A 25,442-nucleotide genomic window follows, 5' to 3' on the forward strand; every position below is an offset into this window, starting at 1 on the left:
TCTCTGCGGCGATCGGACGCCTGCGGGCGCCGTCGGTGGACCGACTCCCACCGGGGAGGTTACTAGCCGTAGGTATCCCGCGGGCCACGTCCTGGAATATGCCGCGGGCCGTACCGCCAGCTGGGCGCGGCCGGGCCCTGGACCTTGATGCGGCGCACCACGTCGCGGCCGACTCCGTCGCTGATCCGCTTCAAGATCTGCCGTTGCAGCAGGCGCAGTTGGGTGGCCCACGCGGTGGACTGGGCCTGCACGGTGAGTTCGCCGTCCTTGAGCGCCACCGGCTTGGTGTGCTCGGCGACGTCACCGCCGACCAGGGTGGCCCATTTGGCGAAGACCTGGCCGCCGGAGAGGTGCTCGGTCCAGCCGCGTTCGGTGGCGATCCGGGCGGCCAGTCGTCCCAGCGGTTGCGGGTCGCGGTCGTCCGGACGCGGCCCGGACCAGCCGCGGCGGCGGCGCGGCCCGGTGCGACCGCCGGTCTTGCGGGCCTCGCGGCGGCGGGCCGCGGACTGCTCGCGGGCCGCCTGCAGGGCGGCGCGGGCGAGGTCCGGACCGGTCAGGGCGGCCCCGTCGGAGCCGACGACTCGGTCGGTTGGTGCCGCCGAGTTATCCACACCATCCACAGAGTTATCCCCAGATGTGGGTAGTTCGGCGGGTTTCTCCGCCTCGGTGATCACTGTGGGTACATCTTGCTTGTTCGGACGGTCACGGGGCACGTCGCACCTCGCCTTCTCGAACGTCGAATCGGGCACCGGTGAGTTCCGGCGGAACGTCTTCCGGTACCGCTGCGGTCACCAGCACCTGTTCGGCCTCGGCGACGAGCTCGGCCAACCTGGCTCGGCGACGGCGGTCGAGCTCGGCGAAGACGTCGTCCAGGATCAACACCGGCTCGGCGCCATCTTCGGTGAGCAGGTGGTAGGAAGCCAGCCGCAACGCCAGCACGAACGACCACGATTCGCCGTGGCTGGCGTAGCCCTTGGCGGGCAGTTCGCCGAGCAGCAGTTCCAGATCGTCTCGGTGCGGTCCGACCAGCGACACGCCGCGGTCGATCTCCTGCTGGCGTACCCGTTCCAGCTCGCTGAGCAGGGCTGATTCCAGTTCGGTCGGATCGGCGGCCTTGCCCAGCGGTACGCCGTAGCCCTCGGGCAGGGCTTCGCCGAGGCTGCTGCGGTAGCGCACGTCGGCGACGCGGCCCGACGGCGCGGTGACCTCGTCGGTGGCTGCGACGTTGGCGTATGCGCTGGTCACGTGCGGGGTGATGGCGGCGACCAGGTCGAGTCGACCGGCCAGCAGTTCGGCTCCGCAGCGGGCCAGGTGGCCGTCCCAGACCTCCAGGGTCCGCAGATCCGCGGACCCGCCGCCCTTGCGTGCCGCGCCCGCGGACTTCAGCAGCGCGCTGCGCTGCCTGAGCACCCGGTCGTAGTCGGCGCGGACGCCCGCGTAGCGGGGTGACCGGGCGACCAGCAGGTCGTCGAGGAAGCGGCGGCGCTCGCCCGGGTCGCCCCGGACGATGGCCAGGTCTTCCGGGGCGAACAGCACGGTGCGCAGGATGCCGAGCACGTCGCGCGGCTTGGCGGCGGCACCGCGGTTGATGCGCGCCCGGTTCGCCTTGCCTGGGGTGATCTCCAGTTCGACCAGCAGCTCACGTCCGCTGTTGACCACAGCAGCCCGCACCACCGCGCGCTGCGTGCCATCGCGGACCAGCGGTGCATCGGTTGCGACGCGGTGCGAGCCGAGGGTGGCGACGTAGCCGATCGCCTCGACCAAGTTCGTCTTGCCCTGTCCGTTGGCGCCGACCAGCACGGTGACGCCCGGTTCCAAGGCCAGGTCGGCGTGCGGCCAGGACCGGAAGTCGGTCACCTGCAAATGACGCACATACACGACGGTCCAACCTAGGGGTTGCGCGGATTGGTGTGCGTGGCGATGCGGCTCGTGAGCGGTTGTTCCGGTGCGAACCGGAATTTTCACCCACAGGCCCGACCTGCACGCCTGCTTGTTCGCTGCTGCGTCCGTCCGGTGATCGAATTCATGGCTTCGTCGTCATGGTGACTTGTCGACAAGTCACCATGACGATGGGTGGACAAAGCCCCTGCCGATCGATTTGTCGACAAATCGATCGGCAACCGGAGTCCCCAACGCGGCGAAGTCACCCCGGACTTGGCAGATCAGCTCTCGGCCTTCTGGACGGCGTGCCCGCCGAACTGGTTGCGCAACGCCGCGACCGCCTTCATCGCGGGCGAATCCTCCTGGCGAGACGCGAACCGCGCGAACAGCGCCGCGGTGATCACCGGGGTGGGCACCGCCTTGTTGATCGACTCCTCGACGGTCCACCGGCCCTCGCCGGAATCGTCGACGTAACCGTGCAGCTCGGTCAGCTCCGGGTCCTCCTCCAGCGCCCGGACCAGCAGATCCAGCAGCCAGGAGCGGACCACGGTGCCCCGGCTCCACGCCTTGACCGTCTCCGGCACGTTGGTGACCACGCCCGATGCGGACAGCAGTTCGAAGCCCTCGGCGTAGGCCTGCATCAGGCCGTACTCGATGCCGTTGTGCACCATCTTCGCGTAGTGCCCGGCACCGACCGGACCGGCGTGCGCGAAGCCCTCCTCGCGCGGCCCCGCCGGCCGCAGCGCGTCGAAGATCGGCATGGCGCGCTCGATGTCCTCGGCGGCACCGCCGGCCATCAGGCCGTAGCCGTTCTTGGCGCCCCACACCCCGCCGGAGACCCCGACGTCGGCGTAGGAAATGCCGTGCTCGGCGAGCAGCGCGGCATTGGCCTGGTCGTCGGTGAACTTCGAGTTGCCGCCGTCGATCACCAGGTCACCGGCGGCCAGCAGTCCGGCCAGCTCCTCGACGGTCTGCCGGGTCGGGTCGCCGTGCGGCACCATGACCCAGACGATTCGCGGGCCGGTCAACTTCTGCACCAGCTCCGCGATGGACGCGACATCGCTGACGTCCGGGTTGCGGTCGTAACCGACGACGTCGTGACCGGCGGCGCGCAGCCGCTCACGCATGTTGAAACCCATTCGGCCGAGACCGACAAGTCCGAGTTGCACCGGATCTCCCTCTGCGAACTGTGTTTCGTCTGGTTGCGGGCCGAAGCTCACCAGCTGAATCGATCTGACCAGACCCTATCGATGGACGACCGGGGATGCGGCCAGGCAGTGCGCCGGATGTGACTCAGGCCCTGTTCGGTTGCGCGGCCGAGCCGGCCCCGCAACGCCGTGCCGTCTCAGCCGCCGTCGCGTGCGAGCCCCGCCAGGTCGGTCGCGGGCGGCGGCGTTCTCACGAACTCCGCCGCCGAAGGTCAGCCCGGCAGCCGGACCGGCATCAGCAGGTACAGGTAGCCCTCCGCTACTTCTCCATCCTCCCCGACCGGCTTGATGAGTGCGGGCCGGTTGGCGGTGGTGAACTGCAGCTGGGCCCGCTCGGTCTTCATCGCACCGAGGCCGTCGAGCAGGTACGCCGGGTTGAACGCGATGGTCAGCGGCTCGCCGACCAGTTCCACGGCGAGTTCCTCCTCGGCGCTGCCTTCGTCGTCGCCACCGGCGGACAGCCGCAGCACCCGGTCGGAGAACTCCAGCCGGACCTGGGTGCCGCGCTCGGCGACCAGCGACACGCGCTTGATCGCCTCGACCAGCGGCCCGACGTCGACGTTCGCGGTCACCGCGCTTTCGGCGGGCAACAGCTGCCGGTACTTCGGGAACTCGGCGTCCAGCAGTCGGGTGGTGTTGCGGCGCGCCGTGCCGGAAAGCCCCAGCAGGCCGTCGCCGGAGGCCAGCGAGATCTCCACCTTGCTGCCCCCCGCGCCCAGCGTCTTCGCCGAGTCGGCGAGGGTTTTCGCTGGCACGAGCACCGCGGTGTCGGTGATGGAGGTGCCCGGCTCCCAGGTGATCTCGCGCATCGCCAGCCGGAACCGGTCGGTGGCGACCATGGTCAGCTTGTCGGCGTTGATCTCCATCCGGATGCCGGTGAGCATCGGCAGCGTGTCGTCCCGGCCGGCCGCGACCGCGACCTGGCCGACGGCCTCGCTGAACAGATCGCCCGGCACCGAACCGGCGTGCTCGGGCATCGCGGGCAGTTCCGGGTAGTCCTCGACCGGCATGGTCGGCAGGGAGAACCGGGAACTGCCGCAAGTGATGGTGACGCGGGAGCCGTCGACGGTGATCTCCACCGGACGGGCCGGGAGCGCCTTGGTGATGTCGGCGAGCAGTCGTCCGGAAACCAGGGTGCGACCGCTGGCGTCGATCGAGGCGTCGGTGGTGACCTGTGCCGAGACCTCGTAGTCGAACCCGGAGATGGTCAGCGCCTCCCCGGAGCTCGCGTCGAGCAGCACCCCGCCCAGCACCGGAACCGGTGGCCGCGACGGCAGGCTGCGCGCGACCCAGGCGACGGCGTCGGCGAGACCGTCCCGTTCCACGCGGATCTTCATGGGTGTCCTTTCGGTTTCAGCCGTGGCTCGGCTGCCGAGAACTGTGCGAGCAAGCAGCTCATCAGGTCGGTGTGCTTCGTACCCGCACCGCAGGCGAAGCGATCCCGTACGAGCGCCGTGCACGTGGGGTCGACCCGGAGCTCGACCTGAAGTTCACGCCAGCGGCTTTCGCGGGAGTTCCACCGTAGAGCGTGCTGCGTGATCTCCGCATCCGGGTCCGAGCACTTCGCGAGACCGTCCTGGCGGTCGCCGCCGAGTTGTCCACTTATCCACCGGGCCTTACTTCTTTTTTCTTTTTTCTTAGAAGAAAAGAAATGACCGCAGTAGTAGTAAGGGCTGTGGGTTGTGGGGACAGCCGGTGTTTGGGCTGGTCGGGTGGCGTGGCTTGGTGTGGATGAACACGGGATGTAACCGGGGATTGCGACAACCGGGTGGTGGACAACTTCTGCCCCATCTCAGTTCATCCACAACCACCCCCAGTTGTCCACAGCTCCATCCACAGCTGGCGGCCGGGTTGTACCCAACCCCGGCCGATTTTGGGCCTCTCCACCGATCAGGTTGTGGGCAAAGCTGTGGGAGCGTTGTGGTCAACCCGGCCCCGGCTTGTGGGCAGCCCCGTCCAGCTTGTGCACAGCATGTGGATGGATTGGGGAAATCTCCAGGTCAGTCCTGGGGATAGTGGACCTGTGGACAGCTGGCCCAGCGGTGGACTTTTTTGCCGACCGGGTGAGGCGAAGACCACTGCGGTGCCAGAAAAGTCAGACGCGCCAAGACCTTCTGACGAGTGCGGAGCGCGCTTGATCAACCTCGGAACGTGATGATTTGCTGTCCGAGCGGCACTGGCGAGCTTTCGAAGTGCGCCGAATTCGGACCCTTCCGGTGGCCGACGCGAGCCCAGAACCTTTCTGTCGGGGGTGTCTGGCCGCAGCAGCGCGGTCCAACAGAAAGATCTCAACGCATCCGACGCATCCGACGAGTACGCCGGGGGGAGCCTGCCGGAGCCCGCAGAGCAAGGGAACCTTCCTGTCGCCGATGACAGGAAGGTTCCCTTGCTCCGGCCTTGGCGCGCGGTGGTGGACCTGTTGGCCGACCGCGTTCGGCGCGCGGGTTTCTGTCGCGGGACAGGGCTCGCGGCGGGGTGGGTCAGCAGAAAGATCGGTCGTGCGAGCCGTAGGGAATCACACCGGGAACGCCGCGACAGGCCCGCAGCGGGCGTCTGAGAGGGCGAAGCTCCGGACCGCGTATTTCGGGCGAGAGGTCCGTGCACCCGGAACCGATGCTGCGCGAACGGAGCATCCGACTGCTTCCATCGGCCGGTAGTCGATGCATCGCCCGATGCGCGGGAGCGAGTTGATCAGCGAGATTGCTGTTTGATGCGAGCGGTGAGTTCCTGGACGTGCTCGTAGACGCGGCGCCGCTCGGCCATCTCCTTGCGGATCTTCTTGTCCGCGTACATCACCGTGGTGTGGTCCCGGCCGCCGAAGTACTGGCCGATCTTCGGCAGCGACGAGTCGGTCAGCTCCCGGCACAGATACATCGCGATCTGCCTGGCCTGCGCCAGCGCCTTCGTCTTGCCGGGCCCGCACAGGTCGTCGATCGTCACGCCGAAGTAGTCCGCGGTCACCGCCATGATCGTCGGCGGGGTGATCTCCGGGGTCTGCGAATCCGGGATGAGATCGCGCAGCACGATTTCGGCAAGCTGCAGGTCGACCGGCTGCCGGTTCAGCGACGCGAACGCGGTGACCCGGATCAACGCCCCCTCCAGCTCGCGGATGTTGCGTTCGATGCGCGAGGCGATGAACTCCAGCACGTCGGCCGGAGCATTCATCCGGTCCTGCGCGGCCTTCTTGCGCAGAATCGCGATCCGCGTCTCCAGCTCCGGTGGCTGGATGTCGGTGATCAGCCCCCACTCGAACCGGGTTCGCAGCCGGTCCTCCAGGGTGCGCAGCCCTTTCGGCGGCCGATCCGAGGACACCACGATCTGCTTGTTCGAGTTGTGCAGCGTGTTGAAGGTGTGGAAGAACTCCTCCTGGGTTCCTTCCTTGCCTTCCAAGAACTGGATGTCGTCGACCAGCAGCACGTCCACGTCGCGGTACCGGCGCTGGAACGCCACCTGCCGGTCGTCGCGCAGCGAGTTGATGAAGTCGTTGGTGAATTCCTCGGTGGACACGTAGCGAACCCGCATCCCGGGGAACAACCGCTGCGTGTAGTGCCCGACCGCGTGCAACAGGTGCGTCTTGCCGAGCCCGGACTCACCCCAGATGAACAACGGGTTGTACGCGCGGGCCGGTGCTTCCGCGGCGGCCACCGCGGCGGCGTGCGCGAACCGGTTCGAGGAACCGATGACGAAGGTGTCGAAGGTGTACTTCGAGTTCAGCCGGGTCTGCGAGGTCGGCGGCGCATGCTTCGGCGCGGTGAACGGCTGGCCTTGCTGCGGCTCGCCCGGCTGTCCGGCGCGGCCGAAGGTCGGCCAGATCTCGCTGCCGTTGTCGTTGGTTTCGCCTTCGGCGGCACCGGTTTCGGTTTCGGCGTCCGGCTCGCCATCACCGTCGGACTCCGTCGGCTGCGCGGCCTCGCCGCCCGGCCACTTGAACTCGGCGGTCGGGAAGTCGATTTCGGCGGGCTTCTCCGGCGAGGCGGCCCGACCTTCGGTGCTGGGCACCGAGCCGGTGATCGATCCGGTGTACCCGAACGTCTCGGCCGTCCGGCTGAAGCCCGGCACCGAGAGGTAAGGCTGCGGATCGGAGGGGGCCGAAGTGCCGCGGCCGGACCAGGAATCGCCGGGTGCGGGTGCCGCGACCGGCCGGGTAGGGGCGGGAACCGCGGTGTCCACCTTCACCGCCAACGACACCTCGCGGCCGAGTCGGCGGGAGAGCGCGTCGGTGATCGGGTCGCGCAGTGCGCGCTCGATGGCTTCTTTGGCGAAATCGCTGGGCGCGGCCAGCAATGCGGTTCCGTCCAGCAACCCGATCGGTCGGGTTACCCGCATCCACGCGCGTTGTTGGGGTGAGAGCGTGCCGGAGGACAGCTCCTGCACCACCTCTTCCCAAACTCGACCGAGATCGGCTTGGTGGTCGGACACCGCCTTGCTCCCCTCCCCTCGCTCGCGCAGCCCCCAATGCGGTCCCGGGCCGGGCTCCCACGGTGCTCGGGTGCGGGGCGGTGTCACGGGACGGTGGGGCCAGACTCCGGTGACCGCCCGTCTGAGCAGGTGTCCACAGAGTTGTCCACAACTTGTGTATGAAGGTACGGCAGGCCGCTGCGGTGATCCCCCCTGGGGCTGCTGTACCGCTGCGATCGAGGTCGAGATGTCCTCCGACGGCCAGTGCTCCCACCCACCGGCCCGCACATCGCAGGGGGGCACGCTAACAAGGCTGCGCCCCAGTCACAAGCGTGTCCCGAAGATGCCGGGAAGATCGGGATGTGGCAGCCTGGTCGCCGCCGGGTCGCGCGGATTTTCGAGACCGGACCGTGACTTCTGCACGCGCCGACTTCAGCACACGCCGCGCACCCCGCGGCAACCGGCGGTGCCAACTCCGGCACGCGGACCGCATTCGAGCGTGTGCGCCTGCTCGACGACCCCGGTTGTGCGTGCCCGGTCGGCACTGCGTAGTCTCGTACAGTCCCTCGCTTCTTGAGCGGGCGTGTCGCTGCGCCGAAATTCCGGCGTCGTGCGCCGCTCGGTACCGCCGCTGTCCGCACAGGTAGCGACCGCGGCTCGCGAAACGGGGACACCTTGACCGAACCGTGGTTCACCGTGGCCATCGGTGCCTGTAGTAACCGGGAGATCCGACCGTGAGCAAGGGCAAGCGCACCTTCCAGCCGAACAACCGCCGCCGTGCCAGGAAGCACGGCTTCCGGCTGCGCATGCGCACTCGGGCTGGCCGGGCCATCGTGGCCGGACGCCGTCGCCGGGGTCGCGCGCAGCTGACTGCCTGATCGCGTCCGGCCGTGCTTCCCGCGGCAGCCCGGCTGACCAGGAGCCAGGAGTTCAGCCTGGTGGTCCGTCGTGGCCGCCGGGCCGGAAGATCCCGTCTGGTGGTCCACGCGCTGCGTACGGACCAGGCACGGGACCCCGGCCCGCACCGCGCCAGCGGCGGGACCTCACCGGCAGCCGATGCGAATACGGCACCCACCCGGAATTCGGATGTCTCGACCCGGGTGGGTTTTGTCGTGAGCAAGGCAGTGGGGACAGCAGTGCTTCGGCACCGCGTCACCCGCCGCCTCCGACACCTGATGCGCGACCGCCTGGCAGCGCTGCCCGCTGGCACACTGGTGGTGGTCCGCGCCCTGCCTCCGGCATCGGATGCGTCCAGCCGCGAACTCGGTGCGGACCTCGATGCGGCGTTGCGCAAGCTCCGCATCCTCGCCCCCGATGTTCCAGCGACAGGTTCCAGGTGATGGCTCCGGACCTTGAGCACGACGACAGGCTCCGCGTCCCAGCTCGGCGCCCGAGCCCGCTCGCCTGGATACTGCTCGGCCCGGTGCACGTTTACCGCAAAGTGATCTCCCCGCTGCTGCCGCCGACCTGCCGGTTCTACCCGAGTTGCAGCACTTATGCGGTCGAGGCGCTCACCGTGCACGGCCTGTTCCGCGGTGGCTGGCTTACCCTGCGCAGACTGCTGCGCTGCGGGCCCTGGCACCCTGGAGGACTGGACCCGGTGCCGCCACCCCGTGGGCGGTCCGCAGCGGTTGACCCGAGCGGTGCCCGCGCCCCTGAGAAACCTGCCGAGGAGTAGCCCGCGTGCTGGACTTCATCTACTACCCGGTGTCGGCCATTCTGTGGTTCTGGCACAAGGTGTTCGGATTCATGCTCGATCCGGCCAGCGGCTACGCCTGGGCGCTGGCCGTCGTGTTCCTCGTCTTCACGCTGCGCGCGCTGCTGTTCAAGCCCTTCGTGCACCAAATGCGCTCGATGAAGAAGATGCAGGAATTCGCGCCGCAGATCCGCGAGTTGCAGGCGAAGTACGGCGACGACCGGCAGAAGCTGGCCGCGGAGATGCAGAAGCTGCAGTCCGAGCAGGGCTTCAACCCGATCAGCGGCTGCCTGCCGATGCTGGTGCAGATCCCGGTGTTCATCGGGCTCTTCCACGTGCTCAACGGGTTCAAGCCGGGTGCGCCGTCGAACTTCATCTTCGACGCCGATGATGTCGCCTCGTTCGTGAGCGCCGACCTGTTCGGCGCGAAGCTGTCGAACACCATCAGCCAGTCCCCCGAGGTGCTGGCGATGTTCGGCACCGACCGCCTGGACATGTTGCTGGTGGGTGTGCCGCTGATGATCGCCGCGGCGATCGCCACGCACTTCACCGCGCGACACTCGGTGCAGCGGCAGACCGCCGACGCGGCGTCGACCCCGCAGGCGGCGATGATGAACCGGTTGACGATGTGGATCTTCCCGTTGTTCGCCATCATCGGCGGCCCGTTCCTGCCGCTGGCGATTCTGCTGTACTGGTTGGCCAACAACTTCTGGACGCTGGGTCAGCAGCGGGTGGTGTACCGCAGGATCGACCGCGAGGAGGCTGCGCTGGCCGGCGCGCCCGCGGTCATCAACTCCACTGCTGTGGAGCCCGCCACGGACGCTGATGACAGCGCCCGTGCCGCGGACCCGGCAACCAAGGACCAACCCGGTGAGATCCCCGGGGTGATCGAAGACCGTTCTCGTGACGCGGACAAGCCGGGCGAGTCCCGGTGAGTTCGCCCGCGAACCCTGGAGAGGAGACACCCAGTGTCTGAAACCGTGCAGGAGTCGAGCCCGTCCGCGGCCGAGCCCCAGGACGAGGCTGTTTCCGAGACCGCGCCCGAGGTGTCGAACACCGAAGCCCTCCTGGTGCAGGAAGGTGACGTCGCGGGCGACTACCTGGAGCGGCTGCTCGACCTGCTGGACTACGACGGGGACATCGACCTCGACGTGGAAGCTGGTCGTGCGGTGGTGAGCATCGACGGCGGCGACGATCTGGAGAAGCTGGTCGGCGGTCGCGGTCAGGTGCTGGAAGCGCTTCAGGAGTTGACCCGGCTCGCGGTGCAGCAGGACACCGGCGTCCGCAGTCGGCTGATGCTGGACGTCGCGGGCTGGCGGGCTGGTCGTCGGCGGGAACTGACCGAACTCGGTCGCTCGACGGCGGAGGGCGTGCTGGAGTCCGGCAAGGAAGCTCGGATGCGGCCGATGACGCCGTTCGAGCGGAAGATCATCCACGACGCGGTCGCGGTGATCGACGGTGTGCACAGCGAAAGCGAAGGCGAGGAACCCAACCGCAAGGTGGTCGTCTTCAAGAGCTGATATCACCACCCAGTGCCCCCGAGGTCGCCGGACCTGCGGGGGCACTGCTGTATTCGGGGTGCGTTTCACGTGAAACCTCGCCGCAACCCTGCTGTGAGTGAATGGAGATCCTGGGTCCTCCCCCATCTTCGGCACGGGCTGCGCGGGCGTGCCTAGTGGCTGCGCCGCCGCAAAGAGAGTTCGGCGCTGAAACGTATAGGTGAGGTTTCACGTGAAACGCGGGTTGCTGTATGACTGCGGACCGCGATCCGGCAGGCTTAGGCGAACCCACCTGGTTCCACGTGAAACATCGACACGGGGTGAATGCTTTGACCGAGGGTGCGCCGACGGCGGCGCGGGTCGTATTCGGTGAGCGGTTGGCGTTGGCGGAAGGCTTCGCGGAGCTGCTCCGGGAGCACGGAATCCGCCGCGGATTGATCGGTCCGCGGGAGCTTGACCGGCTTTGGGAAAGACATTTATTGAACTCTGCGGTTATTGCGGAGTTGCTGCCCCCGAACTGCCGGGTGTTGGACGTAGGCTCTGGGGCAGGGTTGCCGGGCATCCCGTTGGCGATCGCCCGCCCGGATCTCGACCTGACCCTGTTGGAGCCAATGGCTCGACGGGTCGCGTGGTTGCAAGAAGTCATCACCGAGTTGGCGCTCACCGTCGAGGTGGTGCGTGGACGTGCCGAGGAGGGCCCGGTGCGCGAACGGCTGGCCGGTCAGGACGCCGTGACCGTGCGTGCCGTGGCGCCGATGGAACGGCTTGCTAAGTGGTGTCTCCCCTTGCTGCGACCGGGCGGCCGGCTGCTCGCCATGAAAGGTGACAGCGCGGCGGAGGAGCTCGAACGGGATGCGGCAGCGATCAGTGCGGTCGGTGGTGGCGGCCCTGAAATTGTGTCATGCGGTGTCGGAGTACTAGAGGTACCGACAACCGTCGTCGTGGTGGAACGGGTCGCGGCGGCCCGAAGTGCGTCCGGTCGGCGTCGTGACGGTGCGCGCCGAACGAGAAAGGATCGTGGACGGTGAATCCGGAGTCAAACGGAGCGGGTCGTGTTTCACGTGAAACGAGAGGGCGTGCCATGGGCAGTTTGCGGTTCCCCTCCGGACCGGCGGATGAGACGCCGGTGAGCAGCTTTGGCAGGGACGACATCGGTTGGACTCCGATCATGGAGGAGGCCCAGCGGGCGACCCGGGTGCTGCACCCGGACACCCTGGAACTCCCCCGCCCCACGCATCGGCGGATCATCACCGTCGCCAACCAGAAGGGCGGCGTCGGCAAGACGACGAGCACGGTGAACCTGGCAGCCGGTCTCGCGCTGCACGGGCTCAACGTGCTGGTGATCGACCTCGACCCGCAGGGCAACGCGAGCACCGCGTTGGGCGTCGAGCACCGCTCCGGCGTGCCTTCGGTGTACGAGGTGCTGCTCGGTGAGATCAGCGTCGCGGATGCCGCTGCGCAGAGCACCCAGTCCAACAACCTGTGGTGCGTGCCCGCGACGATCGACCTGGCGGGTTCGGAGATCGAGCTCGTCACCATGGTGGCTCGCGAGGGCCGGTTGAAGGAGGCGCTGAACTCCGAGGCGGTGGACCAGCTCGCCCCCGACTACATCTTCGTGGACTGCCCGCCGTCGCTGGGCCTGCTCACGGTGAACGCGTTGGTGGCTGCTCACGAGGTGCTGATCCCGATCCAGTGCGAGTACTACGCGCTTGAAGGGCTCGGCCAGCTGCTGCGCAACATCGAGCTGGTGCAGTCGCACTTGAACCCGGCGCTGTGGGTGTCGACGATTCTGCTGACCATGTACGACGGGCGCACCAAGCTGGCGGACCAGGTCACCGCCGAGGTGCGCGGGCACTTCGGGGACCTGACGCTGCGCACTGTGATTCCGCGGAGCGTGAAGATCTCCGAGGCGCCCGGCTTCGCTCAGACCATATTGACCTACGACCCGGGCTCGCGCGGTGCGATGAGCTACCTTGACGCCGCGCGGGAGATCGCTGAGCGTGGTGCCGAGAGGAAAACAGCATGACCGAACGTCGAGGTGGCCTTGGCCGCGGTATCGCCGCGCTGATCCCGAGCGGTCCCCCGGCGGGCGTCGATGGCGCCGCGCTGCGCAGCCCCGTGTTGCGCGGGCCGCGGCCGACCGAGCCCGCAGAAGAGTCGGTTTCACGTGAAACCGGCGGGACTGTGGCCGGTGCGGTGTACCGCGAGATCGCCATCTCCTCGATCACGCCGAACCCGAAGCAACCGCGTCAGGTGTTCGACGAGGAGGCGCTGCGCGAACTGCAGCACTCCATCCGCGAGTTCGGTCTTATGCAGCCCATCGTGGTGCGCGAGCTGGAAACAGACCAGTTCGAGCTGATCATGGGTGAGCGGCGGTGGCGCGCTTCCCAGCTGGCCGGGCTGGATTTCATCCCGGCGATCGTTCGCAAGACCCAGGACGACGAACTGCTGCGGGATGCCTTGCTGGAGAACATCCACCGGGTGCAGCTCAATCCGCTCGAAGAGGCGTCGGCCTACCAGCAGCTGCTGGAGGAGTTCGGTGTGACGCATGATCAGCTGGCCGACCGGATCGGCCGCAGCCGTCCGGTCATCACCAACACCATCCGACTGCTGCGCCTGCCGATGCCGGTGCAGCGGCGGGTGGCAGCCGGGGTGCTCTCGGCCGGACATGCCCGAGCCCTGCTCGGCCTGGACGATGCCGGGAACCAGGAGGATCTCGCCAAGCGGATCGTCGCGGAGGGCATGTCGGTCCGGGCGACGGAAGAAGCGGTGACTCTGCAGAAGTCGGCGGCTCCGGCGAAGGAGAAGCCAGCGGCGAAGAAGGAGATCCAAGCCCCTGGCTTCGATCGGCTCGCCGAGCGGCTGTCCAACCACTTCGACACGACGGTCAAAGTGGAGCGAGGGCGGCGGAAAGGTCGGATCGTCGTGGAGTTCGGCTCGATCGACGATCTTGAGCGGGTGGCGGAGTTGATCTTGGGTGATCAGGCGCGAGAAATCCGCGATCAATGACACCGTGGCCTTTCGTCACGGTGACGATCACAATCTGCAACGAATCAACCGCATAGCGTGTCGAAAAATGGGCCCGGTCTCCGTCGAGACCGGGCCCGTCTGTTTCACGTGAAACGGCGGATCATCGCGACCGCGAGATGGCGCGCTCGATGAGCGTCGCGAAAACTTCGCCCAGTGATCGACCCGCCGCCTCGACCGCCATCGGCAACAGTGAGGTCTCGGTCAGTCCGGGGGACACGTTGACTTCCAGGAAGTGCGGCGTGCCGTTCCGGTCGATGATCGCGTCCGTCCGGGAGACGTCGCGCAGGCCGAGCAGTCGATGCGCGGCGATCGCCAGCTGGCCCGCGGCGGCAGCTACTTCCGGCGCGACCTCGGCCGGTGCGTGGTAGCTGGTGAGTCCGGCGGTGTATCGAGCCGTGTAGTCGTAGACGCCATCCGCCGGTTCGATCTGCACCGCGGGCAGCGCCTCCGGACCGTCCGGCCCATCGATGACGGTGATCGCCACCTCGGTGCCCGCCACGAACCGCTCGACGAGCACTGCGTCCCCGTAGGACAGCGCACCCACCATCGCCGACGGCAGTTCCGCGGCGTCGCGCACCACGTGCGCGCCCAGTGCCGACCCGCCCTGGTCCGGCTTGAGCATCAGCGGCAGACCGAGCTTGGCGACCAACGCGTCCAGCACCGCTTGCGCGCCGAGTTCGCGGAAGGTCGCGTGCGGCAGCGCCACCCAGTCCGGGGTGGCCAGTCCGGCGCGGGCCAGCTCGGCCTTCGCGGTCGGCTTGTCCCATGCCCGGCGGCACGCGTACGGGCCGGTGCCGACGTAGGGCACGCCGAGCAGCTCCAGCACCGCCTGCACCGCGCCGTTCTCCCCTTCCCCACCGTGGAGCGCGACCACGACCGCGTCGGGGCGCTCCTGCTCGATGCGGGACAACAGCCGGGCATCGGCGTCCCACTCCGCCACGGTCGTGCCGACCGAGCGCAGCGCGGCGGACAACCGACGCCCGGAGCGCAACGACACTTCGCGCTCGTGCGAAAGCCCGCCGGCGAGCACGGCAACCCAGCGATCAGACACTCAGCACACCCCTGGAAAGTAGTAGTCCACTGTGCACGGGAGAACTCCTTGTGCACAGTGGACCGTACCGATTGTCGAGCCCCGCGTGAATCGGCTGTGTGATGTGTCCGATCGCATTTCGACGCTGGGCGAGCAACCGCCGCCCGCGCGGAGCGAGTTCGGGGACGGCTGCTCAGGCGGTGTCGGGTGCGGGGGCCTGCGGCCCCGGCACGCTGCGCTGCGGCACCGTGCCGAAGGTGCGGACCAGCTCCATTTCCTCGGTGAGCGTGTTCGCCAGCCGTCGCACGCCCTCGCGGATCCGCTCCGGCGTCGGGTAGCAGAACGACAACCGCATCTGCCGACTGCCGAACCCGTCGCGGTAGAACCCGGTGCCCGAGACGTACGCGACGCGTTGGGTCACCGCCCTCGGCAGCATCGCCTTGGTGTCCACGCCCTCCGGCACGGTGAGCCAGACGAAGAAGCCGCCGTCCGGACGAGTCCACGTGCAACCGGGCGGCATGTACTGCTCCAGCGCGCTGAGCATCGCGTCGCGGCGCTCCCGGTACTGCTCCTGGAAGATCTTGATCTGCCCCTGCCAGTCGTGCGTGCTCAGGTAGCGGGACACGATCATCTGGTTCAGCGTGGGCGGGCACAGGGTGGCCGACTCGGCGGTCAGCACCAGCTTCTCCCGGACCGCGTGCGGTGCCAGCACCCAGCCGACCCGCAGGCCGGAGGCGAAGGTCTTGGAGAACGAGCCGAGGTAGACCACGTTGTCCGCGTCCATGCTGCGCAGCGCGGGATGCGGCTGGCCGTCGAAGCCGAGCAGGCCGTACGGGTTGTCCTCCACCACCAGGATGCCGTGCTGGGCGCAGATCTCCAGGATCTCGGCCCGCCGCGGCACGGCCAGCGTGATGCCGCCCGGGTTGTGGAAGTTCGGGATGGTGTAGAGGAACTTGATCCGCTTGCCCTGCGCGGTCACCTCGGCGATGGCCTCGCGCAGCGCGGACGGTTGCAGGCCGTCGGCATCCATCGCGACGTGCACGACCTCGGCCTGGTACGCCGCGAACGAGCCGAGCGCGCCGACGTAGGACGGTCCCTCGGCGAGGATGACGTCGCCCGGGTCGCAGAAGATGCGGGTGACCATGTCCAGGGCCATCTGGGAGCCTGCGGTGACCATCACGTCGTCCGGGTGGGCGGAGATCCCTTCCAGCGCCATGACCTCGCAGATCTGCTCGCGCAGTTCCGGCACCCCGTGCGCGGATCCGTACTGCAGCGCGACCTGGCCGTCGACGGAGATCAGCCGGGCGACCTCGGCGGCCAGCGAATCCAGCGGAAGCGCCGCTAGGTTGGGCATGCCGCCCGCCAGCGAGACCACTTCGGGGCGGCTGGCGACGGCGAAGAGAGCTCGGATCTCGGAGGCGGTCATCCCGGTGGTCCGCTCGGCGTAGTGCGCCCGGTACGCGTCCAGGTTGCGTGCGGGCTTCTCGGGCGGGCTGGGCTGTTCCGGCGTGGCCGGCTGGCTTCCGTGATCCGACATATCGCGCTCCGGTTTCGGTTGTGCGCTCTGCTCGCCCTCTCGGGGGCGATCGGGCGATTCTATAGGTGCTATCGCCGCGACCCACCCCCCGCGTAACGAGCACCTGTAACCAGCACCCCGCACAACAGGGGGAAGGGCCTTCCCGAGCAGATTTGTCGGTAACCCATCTCACCCCATCGAGGTGTGCTCGGTGGGCTCTAGCGCTTTCGGTGCCCAGGCGTGGCGGCTTATCCTGACCACATCCGCGCCTGAGGAGTGCGCGGGTTCGTGCGGGTTTCCAGGAGGTCAGGTGTCGCGACGCGTCGTCGGCGTCACGCTGGACAACCTCGACCACCTGCCCCAGCAGTGTCGTCGGTGCATTTTTTGGGAGCTGGCGCCGCATGTCCGGGAGCAGGCCGAGGAGTTCGGCGAGACCGAACTGGAGAAGGAAGCTTGGGTCTCCAGCGTGCTGCTGGAGTGGGGTTCCTGCGGCCGCATCATCTACGTGGACGGCGTTCCGGCGGGCTATGCCATGTACGCGCCACCAGCGGCCGTGCCGCGCTCCACGGCCTTCCCAACCGCTCCGGTGAGCGCGGACGCGGTGCTGCTGACGGCGCTGCGCGTGGTGCCGGAGTTCCAGCACGGCGGCCTGGGCCGGGTGTTGGTGCAGAACGTCGCGAAGGACCTGACGCGGCGCGGGGTGAAGGCGGTGGAGGCCTTCGGCGACCTGGAGGGCTCGGCGGCGGCTTGCGTGATTCCGGCCGGGTTCCTGCAGCAGGTCGGTTTCAAAACGGTCCGGCCGCACCCGAAGTGGCCCCGCATGCGGCTTGAGCTGCGCACCGCGATCTCCTGGAAGGAAGACGTCGAGGCCGCGTTGGAGCGGCTGCTCAGCTCGGTGACGATCAAGACGGCCGAACCGATCGTCGGCGGCGCCTGACAAATCCCCTTGCTTCCTTGACGCCAAGTCGACAAATCAACCTGTCGACCAGCCCTGTCCTTCCACGATGGGGAAACCAATTGGCGGCCTTCAGGCGCCTTCGGCGCGGGCGAGTTCGTGGCGCAGCAGATCGTCGAAGGTGAAGGTGCCGGTCGGCTGGTCGTCCTTGCCCAGCAGGTACAGCCGCTTGACCGCGACCAGCAGGCCTTCCGCGACGACGTCCCGGAAGGCGGGGTCCAGCAGCCGACCGCGATCCCGCGCATTGGTCAGGTAACCGATCTCCATCCGGACCGCGGGCATCCGCGTCAACCGCAGCACGTCCCAGGTCTTGGGGTGGGTGTGGCAGTCCCGCAGCCCGGTCCGGGCGACGATCTCGCGCTGCAGGAAGCCCGCCAGCGCCTCGCCCACCGTGGAGGTGGTGCCGTTGCCGGTGCCGAAGTGGAAGCTCGCCACGCCTTCGGCCAGCGGTGAGGGATTGGAGTCGACGTGCAGCGACAGGAACATGTCGGCACCGGCCTCGTTGGCGAACCCGGCGCGGTCGGCGTCCGGCGGGCTGGCGTTGGGGCCGCGGGTGATCAGCGCTTCCATCCCGGTTGCGACCATCCGGCCTTCCAACCGGCGGGCCAGATCCCAGGTCAGGTCGGCCTCGTGCACGTTGCCGATGCAGGTTCCGCGATCCGGGCCGCCATGTCCCGGATCGATCACGATTCGCTTGCCGCGCAGTCTCGGACCGGCCCGTCGCACCTTCTCCTGCTCGCGCAGGAACACCGGGCGACCACCGCGGACCTTCGGTGCGAGCTGTTTGAGGGCCCGTAGGGTGCCCGGCCCGCAGATGCCGTCGGAGTTCAGCCCGTAGTCCCGTTGGAAGCTGCGCAGCGCCTGCTCGGTCTCCCGGCCGAAGATGCCGTCCGGTCGGCCCGCGTCGTAGCCCAGCTCCAGCAGCCGCTCCTGCAACGCGAAGACGTCGTCGCCGCTGATCGGCTTGGACACCAGGAACGCCAGCGAGCGATCCCCGAGCCGCCAGCGCGCGTCCGTCAGCGCCCGGTAGGTCGCCGGACCGACGACTCCGTCGGTGATCAACCCGCGTTGTTGCTGGAAGACCCGGACCGCCTGTTCCACCGCTTCATCAAAGATCACCGGGCCTGTCCGGCCGTTGGCCGGTAGCAGACCCAGCGTCGCAAGAGTGTTCTTGATCTCGGCAACGGCCGGACCGACGTCACCGCGGTGGAGCAGCTGCATGCACTCCTCGCTCGATTCAGGCGCCGGTTTGGCACCGACGCGGAGGATGGCCGGGAATGCCCCGGGGTCCTGTTCTGCGTGCCGGGCCCGGAAGGCGGACCCGTCGGGTCATTGTGCCTTGTGTGCCGGGACCCGGCGCTGCGGCCCACGGGCACCGGGTCGGACGTGCGACAACGGCCCGTGAGTGGGCGATCTCGTGCGGTACGCGAAAAAACACGGTCCCGCCGTCACTGTCCTATCGACGAGACGGCGGGACCGCGTTATTCGGTTGCGTCAGATGGAGTCCGATTTCACAGGTAGTCGGACAAGTCCGACACCAGTGCCGCCTTTGGTTTGGCGCCGACGATCTGCTTCACCGGCTGGCCCTTGTCGAACAGCAGCAGCGTCGGGATGGACATCACCTGGTAGTCCCGCGACACGCTGGGGTTCTGGTCGATGTCCAGCTTGGCGACGGTGATCTTGTCCTTGTGCTCGGCGGCGATCTCTTCGAGCACCGGAGCGACCATCTTGCACGGGCCGCACCAAGTGGCCCAGAAGTCCACCAGCACGGGCTTGTCGCTTTCCAGGACCTTGCTCTTGAACGTATCGGCGTCCACGACCACCGTGTTCTTGGCGTCGGCCATGTTTCTCTCCCTCTTGGTAGGTCAGATTGCCAGCTCAGTGCGAAGAGCCGTAGCCGCCGCCGACGAGTTCGGAGGCCAGCTCGGCGGCTGCGGTCTCGTGTTCGGCGAGCCAGCGTTCGGCGTCGATGGCCGCGGCGCAGCCGGATCCGGCTGCGGTGACCGCCTGCCGGTAGGTGTGGTCCACCAGGTCGCCAGCGGCGAAGACGCCGGGGATGCCGGTGTGCGTGGTGGGCTGCTGGACCTGCACGTAGCCCTCGTCGTCGACGGTGACCTGCTCGCGCACCAGCTGGCTGCGCGGGTCGTGACCGATCGCGACGAACATGCCGGTAACCTCCAGATCGGAGATCTCACCGGTGACCGTGTCGCGCAGCTTCAGGGCACCGACGGTGGTGTCGCCGACGACCTCCGTCACCAGCTTGTTCGTCAGCCACTTGATCTTCTCGTTGGCCCGGGCCCGTTCCAGCATGATCTTGGAGGCGCGGAACTCCTCGCGGCGGTGGATGATCGTCACCGACCGGGCGAAGCGGGTCAGGAAGGTGGCCTCCTCCATCGCCGAGTCACCGCCGCCGATGACCGCGATGTCCTGGTCGCGGAAGAAGAACCCGTCGCAGGTGGCGCAGGCCGACACACCGCGTCCCAGCAACTTCTCCTCACCGGGCACGCCGAGGTAGCGGGCAGCGGCACCCATCGCCAGGATCACGGTCTTGGCGCGGTACTCCACCCCATTGGCGAACACGGACTTGACCCCGGTGTTCTTCTCACTGGTCAGATCGAGGCGCTCGACGTCCTCGGCGCGCAGCTCAGCGCCGAAGCGTTCGGCCTGGGCGCGCATCTGCTCCATGAGGTCGGGGCCCATGATCCCGTCCCGGAAGCCGGGGTAGTTCTCCACATCGGTGGTGGTCATCAGCGCGCCACCGAACTGGGTCCCCTCGAAAACCAGTGGTTCGAGCTCAGCCCGCGCGGCATAAACCGCGGCGGTGTATCCGGCTGGGCCAGAGCCCACGATGATCACGTTGCGGACGTCGCCAGTCACCGCGCCCCTTCCATCGTTGCGTCACCGCCGCGCTGGGCGCGCGACCGTACTCGGGTCAACGCGATCCTATTCGGCTCTGTTCCCGACCAAGTCGACGCCGTGCTCCAGGGCACACCGAAGTCGGCTCCCGTCTGGCGGTACGGGAGCCGAAGCAAGCGGCCTGGGGATCTGCCTTGATCTTTTTCTTCGAAGCGGCGTAGTCGCTTAGCCCACCTGCGGCACCCGCATCGCCACCCGCGCAAAGCGAAGCGAGTTCAAGGGCCGGTCTTCAGCCGCCGAATGTGGAGTCCGAGATGGTTGCTGGGTTTCCTGGGCCGCACTCGGGGCCGACCGCTAATAGCCGGAACTGGCCGAGGCCGCCGGGCAGGATCAGCAGTTGGGCGGGTCGCCCGTTGAGCGTGATCTCCCGCGCTCCGAGCGGTTTGCCGCCGTTGACGCCGTTGGCCTGCAGGCAGCCGATGAGCTGCTGCGGGTCGGCCAGCGCGCTGCTGTACTGCTCGGTCTTGAGCAGTTCGGCGAACTGCTCGCCGTCCAGCTGCACCTGCTCACCCTGCAGTGCCAGCGGCGGTACGGCTGGCGGTGTGGCGCTGGACTGCGCTTGGTCGCCACCGGAATCCGTGCTGGGCAGGACCGAGAAGACCACGGCGGCCGCCGCGGCGGCCACCCCGACCAGTCCGGCACCCAGCGTGTAGCGGCGTCGGCGGCGCTGCTTGGCCGCCGCGAAGTCGATCACCTGGCCGCCCGCGGTGGCAGGCGGTGCGGCGGGTGCGCCCTGCTGCTGTGCCCAGGCGCGCACCTCGTTCTCCAGCGCGGCGTCGATGCGGGCCGAAACGTCGTCGGGGATCGTCAACGGCGGCAGCGCTGCGAGATCCGAACTGGTGGCGTCCAGCGCCGCCAGGATCTCGCTGGCCTCCGGGTCGTCCTCGACCTGCACCCGCAGTTGATCAGCGGTCTGCTGGTCCAGTACTCCCGCGTGGAGATCGGCCAGTAGGTCCAGGGACCAAGGTGGCCCCTGCGGCGCCCCCGTGCGCCGTTGTTCACCACTCATCGTCCCTCCCGTCGACGCATGGCCATCGCGTCATCTGGGACGTTCGCATCTGCACTTGGGTTCCGCAGGTGCCCCAGAAGTTTGGCTAGTTTGGATCGGCCGCGAGCGCACCGGCTCTTGACCGTCCCCTCGGCGACGCCCAAGATCGCCGATGTCTCCGCCACGGAGTATCCCTCCACGTCCACTAACACGATCGCGGACCGTTGATCTTCGGGGAGCTCGGCGAGCGCATCCTGGACGGCCATCCTGGTGTCCTGCTCGTCGATGGCGTCGCGGGGCACCGCCGGTTCGGTGGGACCGGTTTCCGGCAGCGGTACGGTCGGCCTGGCCTGGCGACGGCGGATCCGGTCCAGGCAGGCGTTCACCACGATCCGATGCAGCCACGTGGTGACCTGGGATTCGGCGCGGAACGACGAGGCGTTGCGGAATGCCGAGATCATCGCGTCCTGAAGCGCATCGGCGGCCTCTTCGTGATCGCGCATGGTCCGCAGCGCCACCGCCCACAGCCGATCCCGATGTCGGCGGAAGAGCTCGGAGAACGCGTGCGGATCTCCATTGGTATGCGCCGCGATGAGTTCGGCGTCCGAGCTGACGGGGACAGACACGGCTCAGAACTCTACTAATCGTGAGAACCAGCACATCCGCCACACTGACGAGTGGTGCATTACCCCTGGTCAACCGTCACGAAGGGCTACCGACAGCTCATCAAGCCGCGCTGCCGCTGACCGTGACCTCGTTGATCTGGGAGGCGAAGCCACCACCGTTGGGCACCAACTGGGTGATCACCACCAGGATCTGCTGGGTCGGCGAGTCGGCCTGCACGGTGATCGGGGTGTCGCCCGCGGCCAGCACCGCGGACCCGATCAGCTTGCTGCCTTCCAGGCTCGGCGTGCCGTTGACCTGCCGGATCTCCACCCTGGTGCCCGCACTCGGGCCCGGCGCGTTGATCACGACCTGCCTGATCACCGCGGCGTGGTCCAAGGTCAGCACCGCGCCGGTCCCGTTGCTGATGCCGCCGGGACCGAGCTGCTGTTTGTAGTTGAACGTCGACCAGTAGGTGGTCGGGTTGCCGTCGAACAGGTTCGGGATGCGCCCCGGGGCGTCCGGGTCGTTGTTGGTGTTGAACGAAGTGCCAGCGGTGATCTTCAGCGGCGTCGCTGCGGCTGGGGGCTGGCCCGGCTGCGAGTTGCCGGGCTGGTTCTGGTTGATGGTGCGGCCGTCGCCGCTGTTGTTGCCGGTGTCGGTGAACATGCCGATCAGGCCGACCGCGATCCAGCTGATCACCAGCAGCGTGGCCACCGCCAGCACGCCGACGCTGATCATCAGCTTCTTGCGCTTGACCCGGTCCGGCTTGGGGTCTTCGCGCCGCCAGACCTCGTTGCTCTCGGTGGCCTGATCGCTTTGCGTCGCCGCATTCGCGGTATCGAAGGTGGCGTGCTGCTCCAGCACGCGGAGCACCGCGGCGCCGGTGCGGACCCCGCCGGTGGTGCCGGTGGAATCCGGATTGCCCAGCGCGCGCACCGCGACCGTGGACAGCTCCAGCGGCACGGTCGGCCGCAACGTGCGCGGTGCCACCAAGTTGCCGTCCGGGCCGGTCGGCGCGACCGGCAGCCCCTCGGGCGCGTCGCCGAGCGCCCACCGCCCGGTGAGCAGCAGGTACAGCGCGGCACCCAGGCCGCGCACGTCGTCGCTGGAGGTGGCCTGCGCCATCGGGCCGGGGAAGGCCATCCGGATCTCACCGTCCGGCGTGACCCGGATGCGCTGCGGGTGGTCGGCGCCGAGCACCAGACCGGCGTGGTGCGCGGCTTCGACGGCGGCGGCCAGCGGCTGCAGCAGCCGGGCCGCGGTGCCGGGCGGCAGCGGTCCCTCGGTGACCAGGTCGAGCAGATCGGTGCCGTGGGTCCATTCGGCGATCACGATGCCGAGCACGCCGGTCGGTTCGCTGGAGGACTGCGTGACGACGTCGAGCACCCGCGCGACGCCGATGTGGTTGAACGTGCTGGCGTGCATGGCACGTTCCAAGGTCCGCCGCGCGTTGGAGGCCGCTTGGGAGTCGGAGCGATCGCCGACCAGGATCGTCAGCGCCACATCGCGACCCAGCACGCCGTCCTTGGCCCGCCACAGCTGGACGTTGCAGCGGTTGTCCGAGCCGACTTGGGAAAGCAGCCGGTATCGGCCGTGGTCCAGTACCCGGCCAGGGGTCAACCCCTGCTCGGATGAACCCTCGTCGCCGCCGGATTCGCCGCTTTCCGCCGCGATCTGCTCGGTGGGTTTGCTGGTCACCTTTCCTCTCCCGCTCCTTCCGGTCCGCCAGGGGCTGCGTGCCGCCCCTCTTCCCCCGCGGAAGGAGACTTCGTCGTCGAGGGTACGTGACGCGGCAGTCAGCGACGACGCAGCAAACCGGTGAGCCGTCCGATCGCGGGCCGCAGTTCGGCCACTCGCAGCACGGACATCAGACCGAAGATCGCCGCGAAGCCGACCAACGCACCGACGATCAACTGCAGCCATCCCGTTCCAGCACCGGCGTTTCCGGGGATCAGCACGTCCACGCCGAGCGTACTGGCCCAGGCGAGGAGGCCACCGAGCACCGAAGCGGTCAGCGTTTTCGCCAGTGTGCCAAGGAAACGCCGGCTGCCCAGCGGACCGAGCCGGTGCCGCAACCAGCCTTCACCGACCAGCCAACCGACGACGAAGGTGAACGAATTGATGAACGTCAGGCCGAACACCACCTGGTCGGGTTCCAGGAAGTTCGCCACCACCAAGGCCATCAGCACCTTGGCGGCGGTCATCACGACCATGATCAGCGTCGGGGTGCGGGCGTCCTGCAACGCGTTGAACGTCCGCATCTGCATCATGGTCAGCGCGTAGGGCAGCACGCCGAAGGCCGACACGGCCAGCGCCAGGCCCAGCGTGGTGGCCTGCCCGATCGCGTCCTGCTTGAGCGCGAACAGCCCGACGGCCAGCGGCACGCCCAGCGCCGTCATGACCGCGCTGACCGGCAACAGGGTCACTGTGGACAGTCGATTGCCCAGCGAGAGGTCGTCGATCACCTTGCGGTGGTCGCCGTCGGCGGCGGCCGCGCTCATCCGCGGCAGGATCGCCGTCATGATCGAGAAACCGATCACGCCGTAGGGCAATTGGAGCAGCATCCACACGTAGTTGTAGATCGACCAGGCACCGGCGTCGGCACCGGTGGCCACCCGGCTGAGCACGACCAGTCCGATCAGGCTGATCGCGACGTACCCGAGCGTCCAGAGCGCGAGCCCGCCGAACTCGGACAGCCGCGAGTCCCATCCCCACCGCCAGCGGAGCCGGAAGCCGGTCTTGCGCAGGGCGGGCAGTTGGATCGCGGCCTGGCAGATCACGCCCGCGGTCACGCCGATGCCGAGCGTGAGCACGTGCGCGTCGGTCATGGACACCGGGTCCAGCGTCAGAGCTCCCGGGAGCAGGACGTAGACGCCGATGGTGGCGATCACGACCAGGTTGTTGACCACCGGCGCCCAGGCCGGGGGGCTGAAGATCTGCTTCGACTGCAGGATCGCGCCGACCAGCGCACTGACGCCGTAGAAGAAGATCTGCGGCAGCAGCAGGTACGCCAGAGCGTTGACCAGCGCCGGGTTCGAGGCATCGGATTCGGTGACGAAGATCCAGGTCAGGATCGGGGTGCAGACCAACGCCAGCAGTGTGCCGACCCCGAGGATCACCATCGCCAGCGTCATCAACTGCTGGACGAACCGCTGGCCGCCGTCGGGGTCGGACTTCTGCGCGCGCACCAGCACCGGGACCACCACGCTGGTCAGCACACCGCCGATGAGCAGTTCGAAGATGGTGTTCGGCAGCGTGTTGGCGACCGTGAACGAGTCGTTGACCTCGCCGAAGCTGACCGCGATGGCCAGCATCAGCTTCCACAGGAAGCCGGTGATCCGGCTGGTCAGGGTGGCGATCGCCATCGAGCCGCTGGCCTTGAGCAGGGACGGCTTGCCCGGCGAGACCGGGCGGATCACCTGCGTCTGTTCGGCGGCCTGGTCCATGCCGGGTTCCGGCGGTATCGCCGGGATCGGCTGGGTCTCCGCGGCGTGCCAGCCGCGCGGTCTGTTCGGCGGCCCGGTCCGCAGCGGGGCCGGTGGCGGCGGTGCGGCGGCGGGTCGCCGGATCGGCACGGTCGGGCGCGTCTCGGGCCGTGGCGCGGGCTGTTGCCTGGGAGCACCGCCCATCCGCCCGGGGTCCCTGTCTCGGTTCACTGCCTCAAATCCTTCGCCCGCCGGAACACCGAGTGGCCGCCCGGTCCTGTCGCTCAGTCGAGT

At 68.3% G+C, this 25,442-nt stretch carries 23 protein-coding genes; 9 read left to right on the top strand and 14 right to left on the bottom strand.

Features of this window, described 5'->3' with window-relative positions; translation table 11 throughout:
- Window positions 1-62 precede the first annotated feature (62 nt).
- From ACTWQN_RS22300 to dnaA, 5 genes are all read right to left on the bottom strand, one after another.
- Complete coding sequence (locus ACTWQN_RS22300) at window positions 63-611, bottom strand: DciA family protein (protein ID WP_443205545.1); 549 nt, start codon at window positions 609-611, stop codon at window positions 63-65.
- A 91-nt stretch (window positions 612-702) separates the two neighbouring features.
- Window positions 703-1,878, bottom strand: a complete 1,176-nt coding sequence (gene recF, locus ACTWQN_RS22305; RefSeq protein ID WP_443205464.1) for a DNA replication/repair protein RecF — start codon at window positions 1,876-1,878, stop codon at window positions 703-705.
- 284 nt (window positions 1,879-2,162) lie between these two features.
- Window positions 2,163-3,050, bottom strand: coding sequence for a phosphogluconate dehydrogenase (NAD(+)-dependent, decarboxylating) (gene gnd, locus ACTWQN_RS22310; RefSeq protein WP_443205465.1), 888 nt, complete (start codon window positions 3,048-3,050; stop codon window positions 2,163-2,165).
- Between the two features lie 251 nt (window positions 3,051-3,301).
- Complete coding sequence (dnaN, locus tag ACTWQN_RS22315) at window positions 3,302-4,426, bottom strand: DNA polymerase III subunit beta (RefSeq protein ID WP_443205466.1); 1,125 nt, start codon at window positions 4,424-4,426, stop codon at window positions 3,302-3,304.
- Window positions 4,427-5,780: 1,354 nt separating this feature from the next.
- On the bottom strand, window positions 5,781-7,508 hold the full coding sequence (gene dnaA, locus ACTWQN_RS22320) for a chromosomal replication initiator protein DnaA (protein ID WP_443205467.1): 1,728 nt from the start codon (window positions 7,506-7,508) through the stop codon (window positions 5,781-5,783).
- Window positions 7,509-8,221: 713 nt separating this feature from the next.
- Between dnaA and rpmH the strand changes: the two genes are divergently transcribed.
- The 8 genes from rpmH (at window position 8,222) to ACTWQN_RS22360 (ending at window position 13,691) form a co-directional block, all read left to right on the top strand.
- The gene (gene rpmH, locus ACTWQN_RS22325; protein ID WP_443205468.1) at window positions 8,222-8,365 is read left to right on the top strand and encodes a 50S ribosomal protein L34; all 144 of its coding nucleotides are present in this window, start codon (window positions 8,222-8,224) and stop codon (window positions 8,363-8,365) included.
- Window positions 8,366-8,377: 12 nt separating this feature from the next.
- Window positions 8,378-8,827 (top strand): ribonuclease P protein component, encoded by a 450-nt coding sequence (gene rnpA / locus ACTWQN_RS22330; protein ID WP_443205469.1) that lies wholly within the window; start codon window positions 8,378-8,380, stop codon window positions 8,825-8,827.
- Complete coding sequence (yidD, locus tag ACTWQN_RS22335) at window positions 8,827-9,165, top strand: membrane protein insertion efficiency factor YidD (protein WP_443205470.1); 339 nt, start codon at window positions 8,827-8,829, stop codon at window positions 9,163-9,165. The genes rnpA and yidD overlap by 1 nt, the downstream gene beginning before the upstream one ends.
- Window positions 9,166-9,170: 5 nt before the next feature.
- Window positions 9,171-10,118: a membrane protein insertase YidC gene (gene yidC, locus ACTWQN_RS22340; protein WP_443205471.1), complete on the top strand. Its 948-nt coding sequence runs from the start codon at window positions 9,171-9,173 to the stop codon at window positions 10,116-10,118.
- A gap of 33 nt (window positions 10,119-10,151) precedes the next feature.
- Complete coding sequence (locus tag ACTWQN_RS22345; protein WP_443205472.1) at window positions 10,152-10,703, top strand: Jag family protein; 552 nt, start codon at window positions 10,152-10,154, stop codon at window positions 10,701-10,703.
- Between the two features lie 308 nt (window positions 10,704-11,011).
- Window positions 11,012-11,710: a 16S rRNA (guanine(527)-N(7))-methyltransferase RsmG gene (gene rsmG, locus ACTWQN_RS22350; RefSeq protein WP_443205473.1), complete on the top strand. Its 699-nt coding sequence runs from the start codon at window positions 11,012-11,014 to the stop codon at window positions 11,708-11,710.
- 53 nt (window positions 11,711-11,763) lie between these two features.
- Window positions 11,764-12,708, top strand: coding sequence for a ParA family protein (locus ACTWQN_RS22355; RefSeq protein ID WP_443205474.1), 945 nt, complete (start codon window positions 11,764-11,766; stop codon window positions 12,706-12,708).
- Window positions 12,705-13,691 carry a ParB/RepB/Spo0J family partition protein gene (locus tag ACTWQN_RS22360; protein ID WP_443205475.1) on the top strand — a complete coding sequence of 329 codons (987 nt, stop codon included), beginning with the start codon at window positions 12,705-12,707 and terminating at the stop codon, window positions 13,689-13,691. The genes ACTWQN_RS22355 and ACTWQN_RS22360 overlap by 4 nt, the downstream gene beginning before the upstream one ends.
- Window positions 13,692-13,812: 121 nt before the next feature.
- Here the strand turns inward: ACTWQN_RS22360 and ACTWQN_RS22365 are convergent, their stop codons facing one another.
- Both ACTWQN_RS22365 and ACTWQN_RS22370 read right to left on the bottom strand, forming a co-directional pair.
- Window positions 13,813-14,763, bottom strand: coding sequence for a D-alanine--D-alanine ligase family protein (locus ACTWQN_RS22365; RefSeq protein ID WP_443205476.1), 951 nt, complete (start codon window positions 14,761-14,763; stop codon window positions 13,813-13,815).
- Window positions 14,764-14,935: 172 nt separating this feature from the next.
- On the bottom strand, window positions 14,936-16,279 hold the full coding sequence (locus tag ACTWQN_RS22370; RefSeq protein ID WP_443205477.1) for an aminotransferase-like domain-containing protein: 1,344 nt from the start codon (window positions 16,277-16,279) through the stop codon (window positions 14,936-14,938).
- 289 nt (window positions 16,280-16,568) lie between these two features.
- Here ACTWQN_RS22370 and ACTWQN_RS22375 point away from each other — a divergent pair, with 289 nt between their 5' ends.
- The gene (locus tag ACTWQN_RS22375; RefSeq protein WP_443205478.1) at window positions 16,569-17,195 is read left to right on the top strand and encodes a GNAT family N-acetyltransferase; all 627 of its coding nucleotides are present in this window, start codon (window positions 16,569-16,571) and stop codon (window positions 17,193-17,195) included.
- A 90-nt stretch (window positions 17,196-17,285) separates the two neighbouring features.
- Here ACTWQN_RS22375 and ACTWQN_RS22380 read toward each other — a convergent pair whose 3' ends face one another.
- The 7 genes from ACTWQN_RS22380 to murJ form a co-directional block, all read right to left on the bottom strand.
- Complete coding sequence (locus tag ACTWQN_RS22380; protein WP_443205479.1) at window positions 17,286-18,434, bottom strand: N-acetylmuramoyl-L-alanine amidase; 1,149 nt, start codon at window positions 18,432-18,434, stop codon at window positions 17,286-17,288.
- Window positions 18,435-18,724: 290 nt separating this feature from the next.
- The gene (trxA, locus tag ACTWQN_RS22385) at window positions 18,725-19,057 is read right to left on the bottom strand and encodes a thioredoxin (RefSeq protein WP_443205480.1); all 333 of its coding nucleotides are present in this window, start codon (window positions 19,055-19,057) and stop codon (window positions 18,725-18,727) included.
- Between the two features lie 34 nt (window positions 19,058-19,091).
- Window positions 19,092-20,090, bottom strand: coding sequence for a thioredoxin-disulfide reductase (trxB, locus tag ACTWQN_RS22390; protein WP_443205481.1), 999 nt, complete (start codon window positions 20,088-20,090; stop codon window positions 19,092-19,094).
- 268 nt (window positions 20,091-20,358) lie between these two features.
- On the bottom strand, window positions 20,359-21,138 hold the full coding sequence (locus ACTWQN_RS22395; protein WP_443205482.1) for an RsmA family anti-sigma factor: 780 nt from the start codon (window positions 21,136-21,138) through the stop codon (window positions 20,359-20,361).
- Window positions 21,135-21,743, bottom strand: a complete 609-nt coding sequence (sigM, locus tag ACTWQN_RS22400) for an RNA polymerase sigma factor SigM (protein ID WP_443205483.1) — start codon at window positions 21,741-21,743, stop codon at window positions 21,135-21,137. The genes ACTWQN_RS22395 and sigM overlap by 4 nt, the downstream gene beginning before the upstream one ends.
- A 100-nt stretch (window positions 21,744-21,843) precedes the next feature.
- Entirely contained in the window at window positions 21,844-23,421 is a 1,578-nt protein-coding gene (locus ACTWQN_RS22405; RefSeq protein ID WP_443205484.1) for a protein kinase family protein, read from the bottom strand.
- 98 nt (window positions 23,422-23,519) lie between these two features.
- Window positions 23,520-25,352 carry a murein biosynthesis integral membrane protein MurJ gene (gene murJ / locus ACTWQN_RS22410; protein WP_443205546.1) on the bottom strand — a complete coding sequence of 611 codons (1,833 nt, stop codon included), beginning with the start codon at window positions 25,350-25,352 and terminating at the stop codon, window positions 23,520-23,522.
- Window positions 25,353-25,442: the final 90 nt, after the last annotated feature.

It is taken from the genome of Saccharopolyspora antiqui (assembly GCF_052246905.1).
GTDB lineage: Bacteria > Actinomycetota > Actinomycetes > Mycobacteriales > Pseudonocardiaceae > Saccharopolyspora.

What these genes read in the sequence shown, in the direction of transcription:
- ACTWQN_RS22395 (WP_443205482.1), bottom strand. Translation starts at nt 21,138, where the DNA reads ATGAGTGGTGAACAACGGCGCACGGGGGCGCCGCAGGGGCCACCTTGG.
- ACTWQN_RS22380 (WP_443205479.1), bottom strand. Translation starts at nt 18,434, where the DNA reads ATGCAGCTGCTCCACCGCGGTGACGTCGGTCCGGCCGTTGCCGAGATC.
- ACTWQN_RS22370 (WP_443205477.1), bottom strand. Translation starts at nt 16,279, where the DNA reads ATGTCGGATCACGGAAGCCAGCCGGCCACGCCGGAACAGCCCAGCCCG.
- yidD (WP_443205470.1), top strand. Translation starts at nt 8,827, where the DNA reads ATGGCTCCGGACCTTGAGCACGACGACAGGCTCCGCGTCCCAGCTCGG.
- ACTWQN_RS22360 (WP_443205475.1), top strand. Translation starts at nt 12,705, where the DNA reads ATGACCGAACGTCGAGGTGGCCTTGGCCGCGGTATCGCCGCGCTGATC.
- dnaN (WP_443205466.1), bottom strand. Translation starts at nt 4,426, where the DNA reads ATGAAGATCCGCGTGGAACGGGACGGTCTCGCCGACGCCGTCGCCTGG.
- trxA (WP_443205480.1), bottom strand. Translation starts at nt 19,057, where the DNA reads ATGGCCGACGCCAAGAACACGGTGGTCGTGGACGCCGATACGTTCAAG.
- ACTWQN_RS22355 (WP_443205474.1), top strand. Translation starts at nt 11,764, where the DNA reads ATGGGCAGTTTGCGGTTCCCCTCCGGACCGGCGGATGAGACGCCGGTG.
- murJ (WP_443205546.1), bottom strand. Translation starts at nt 25,352, where the DNA reads ATGGGCGGTGCTCCCAGGCAACAGCCCGCGCCACGGCCCGAGACGCGC.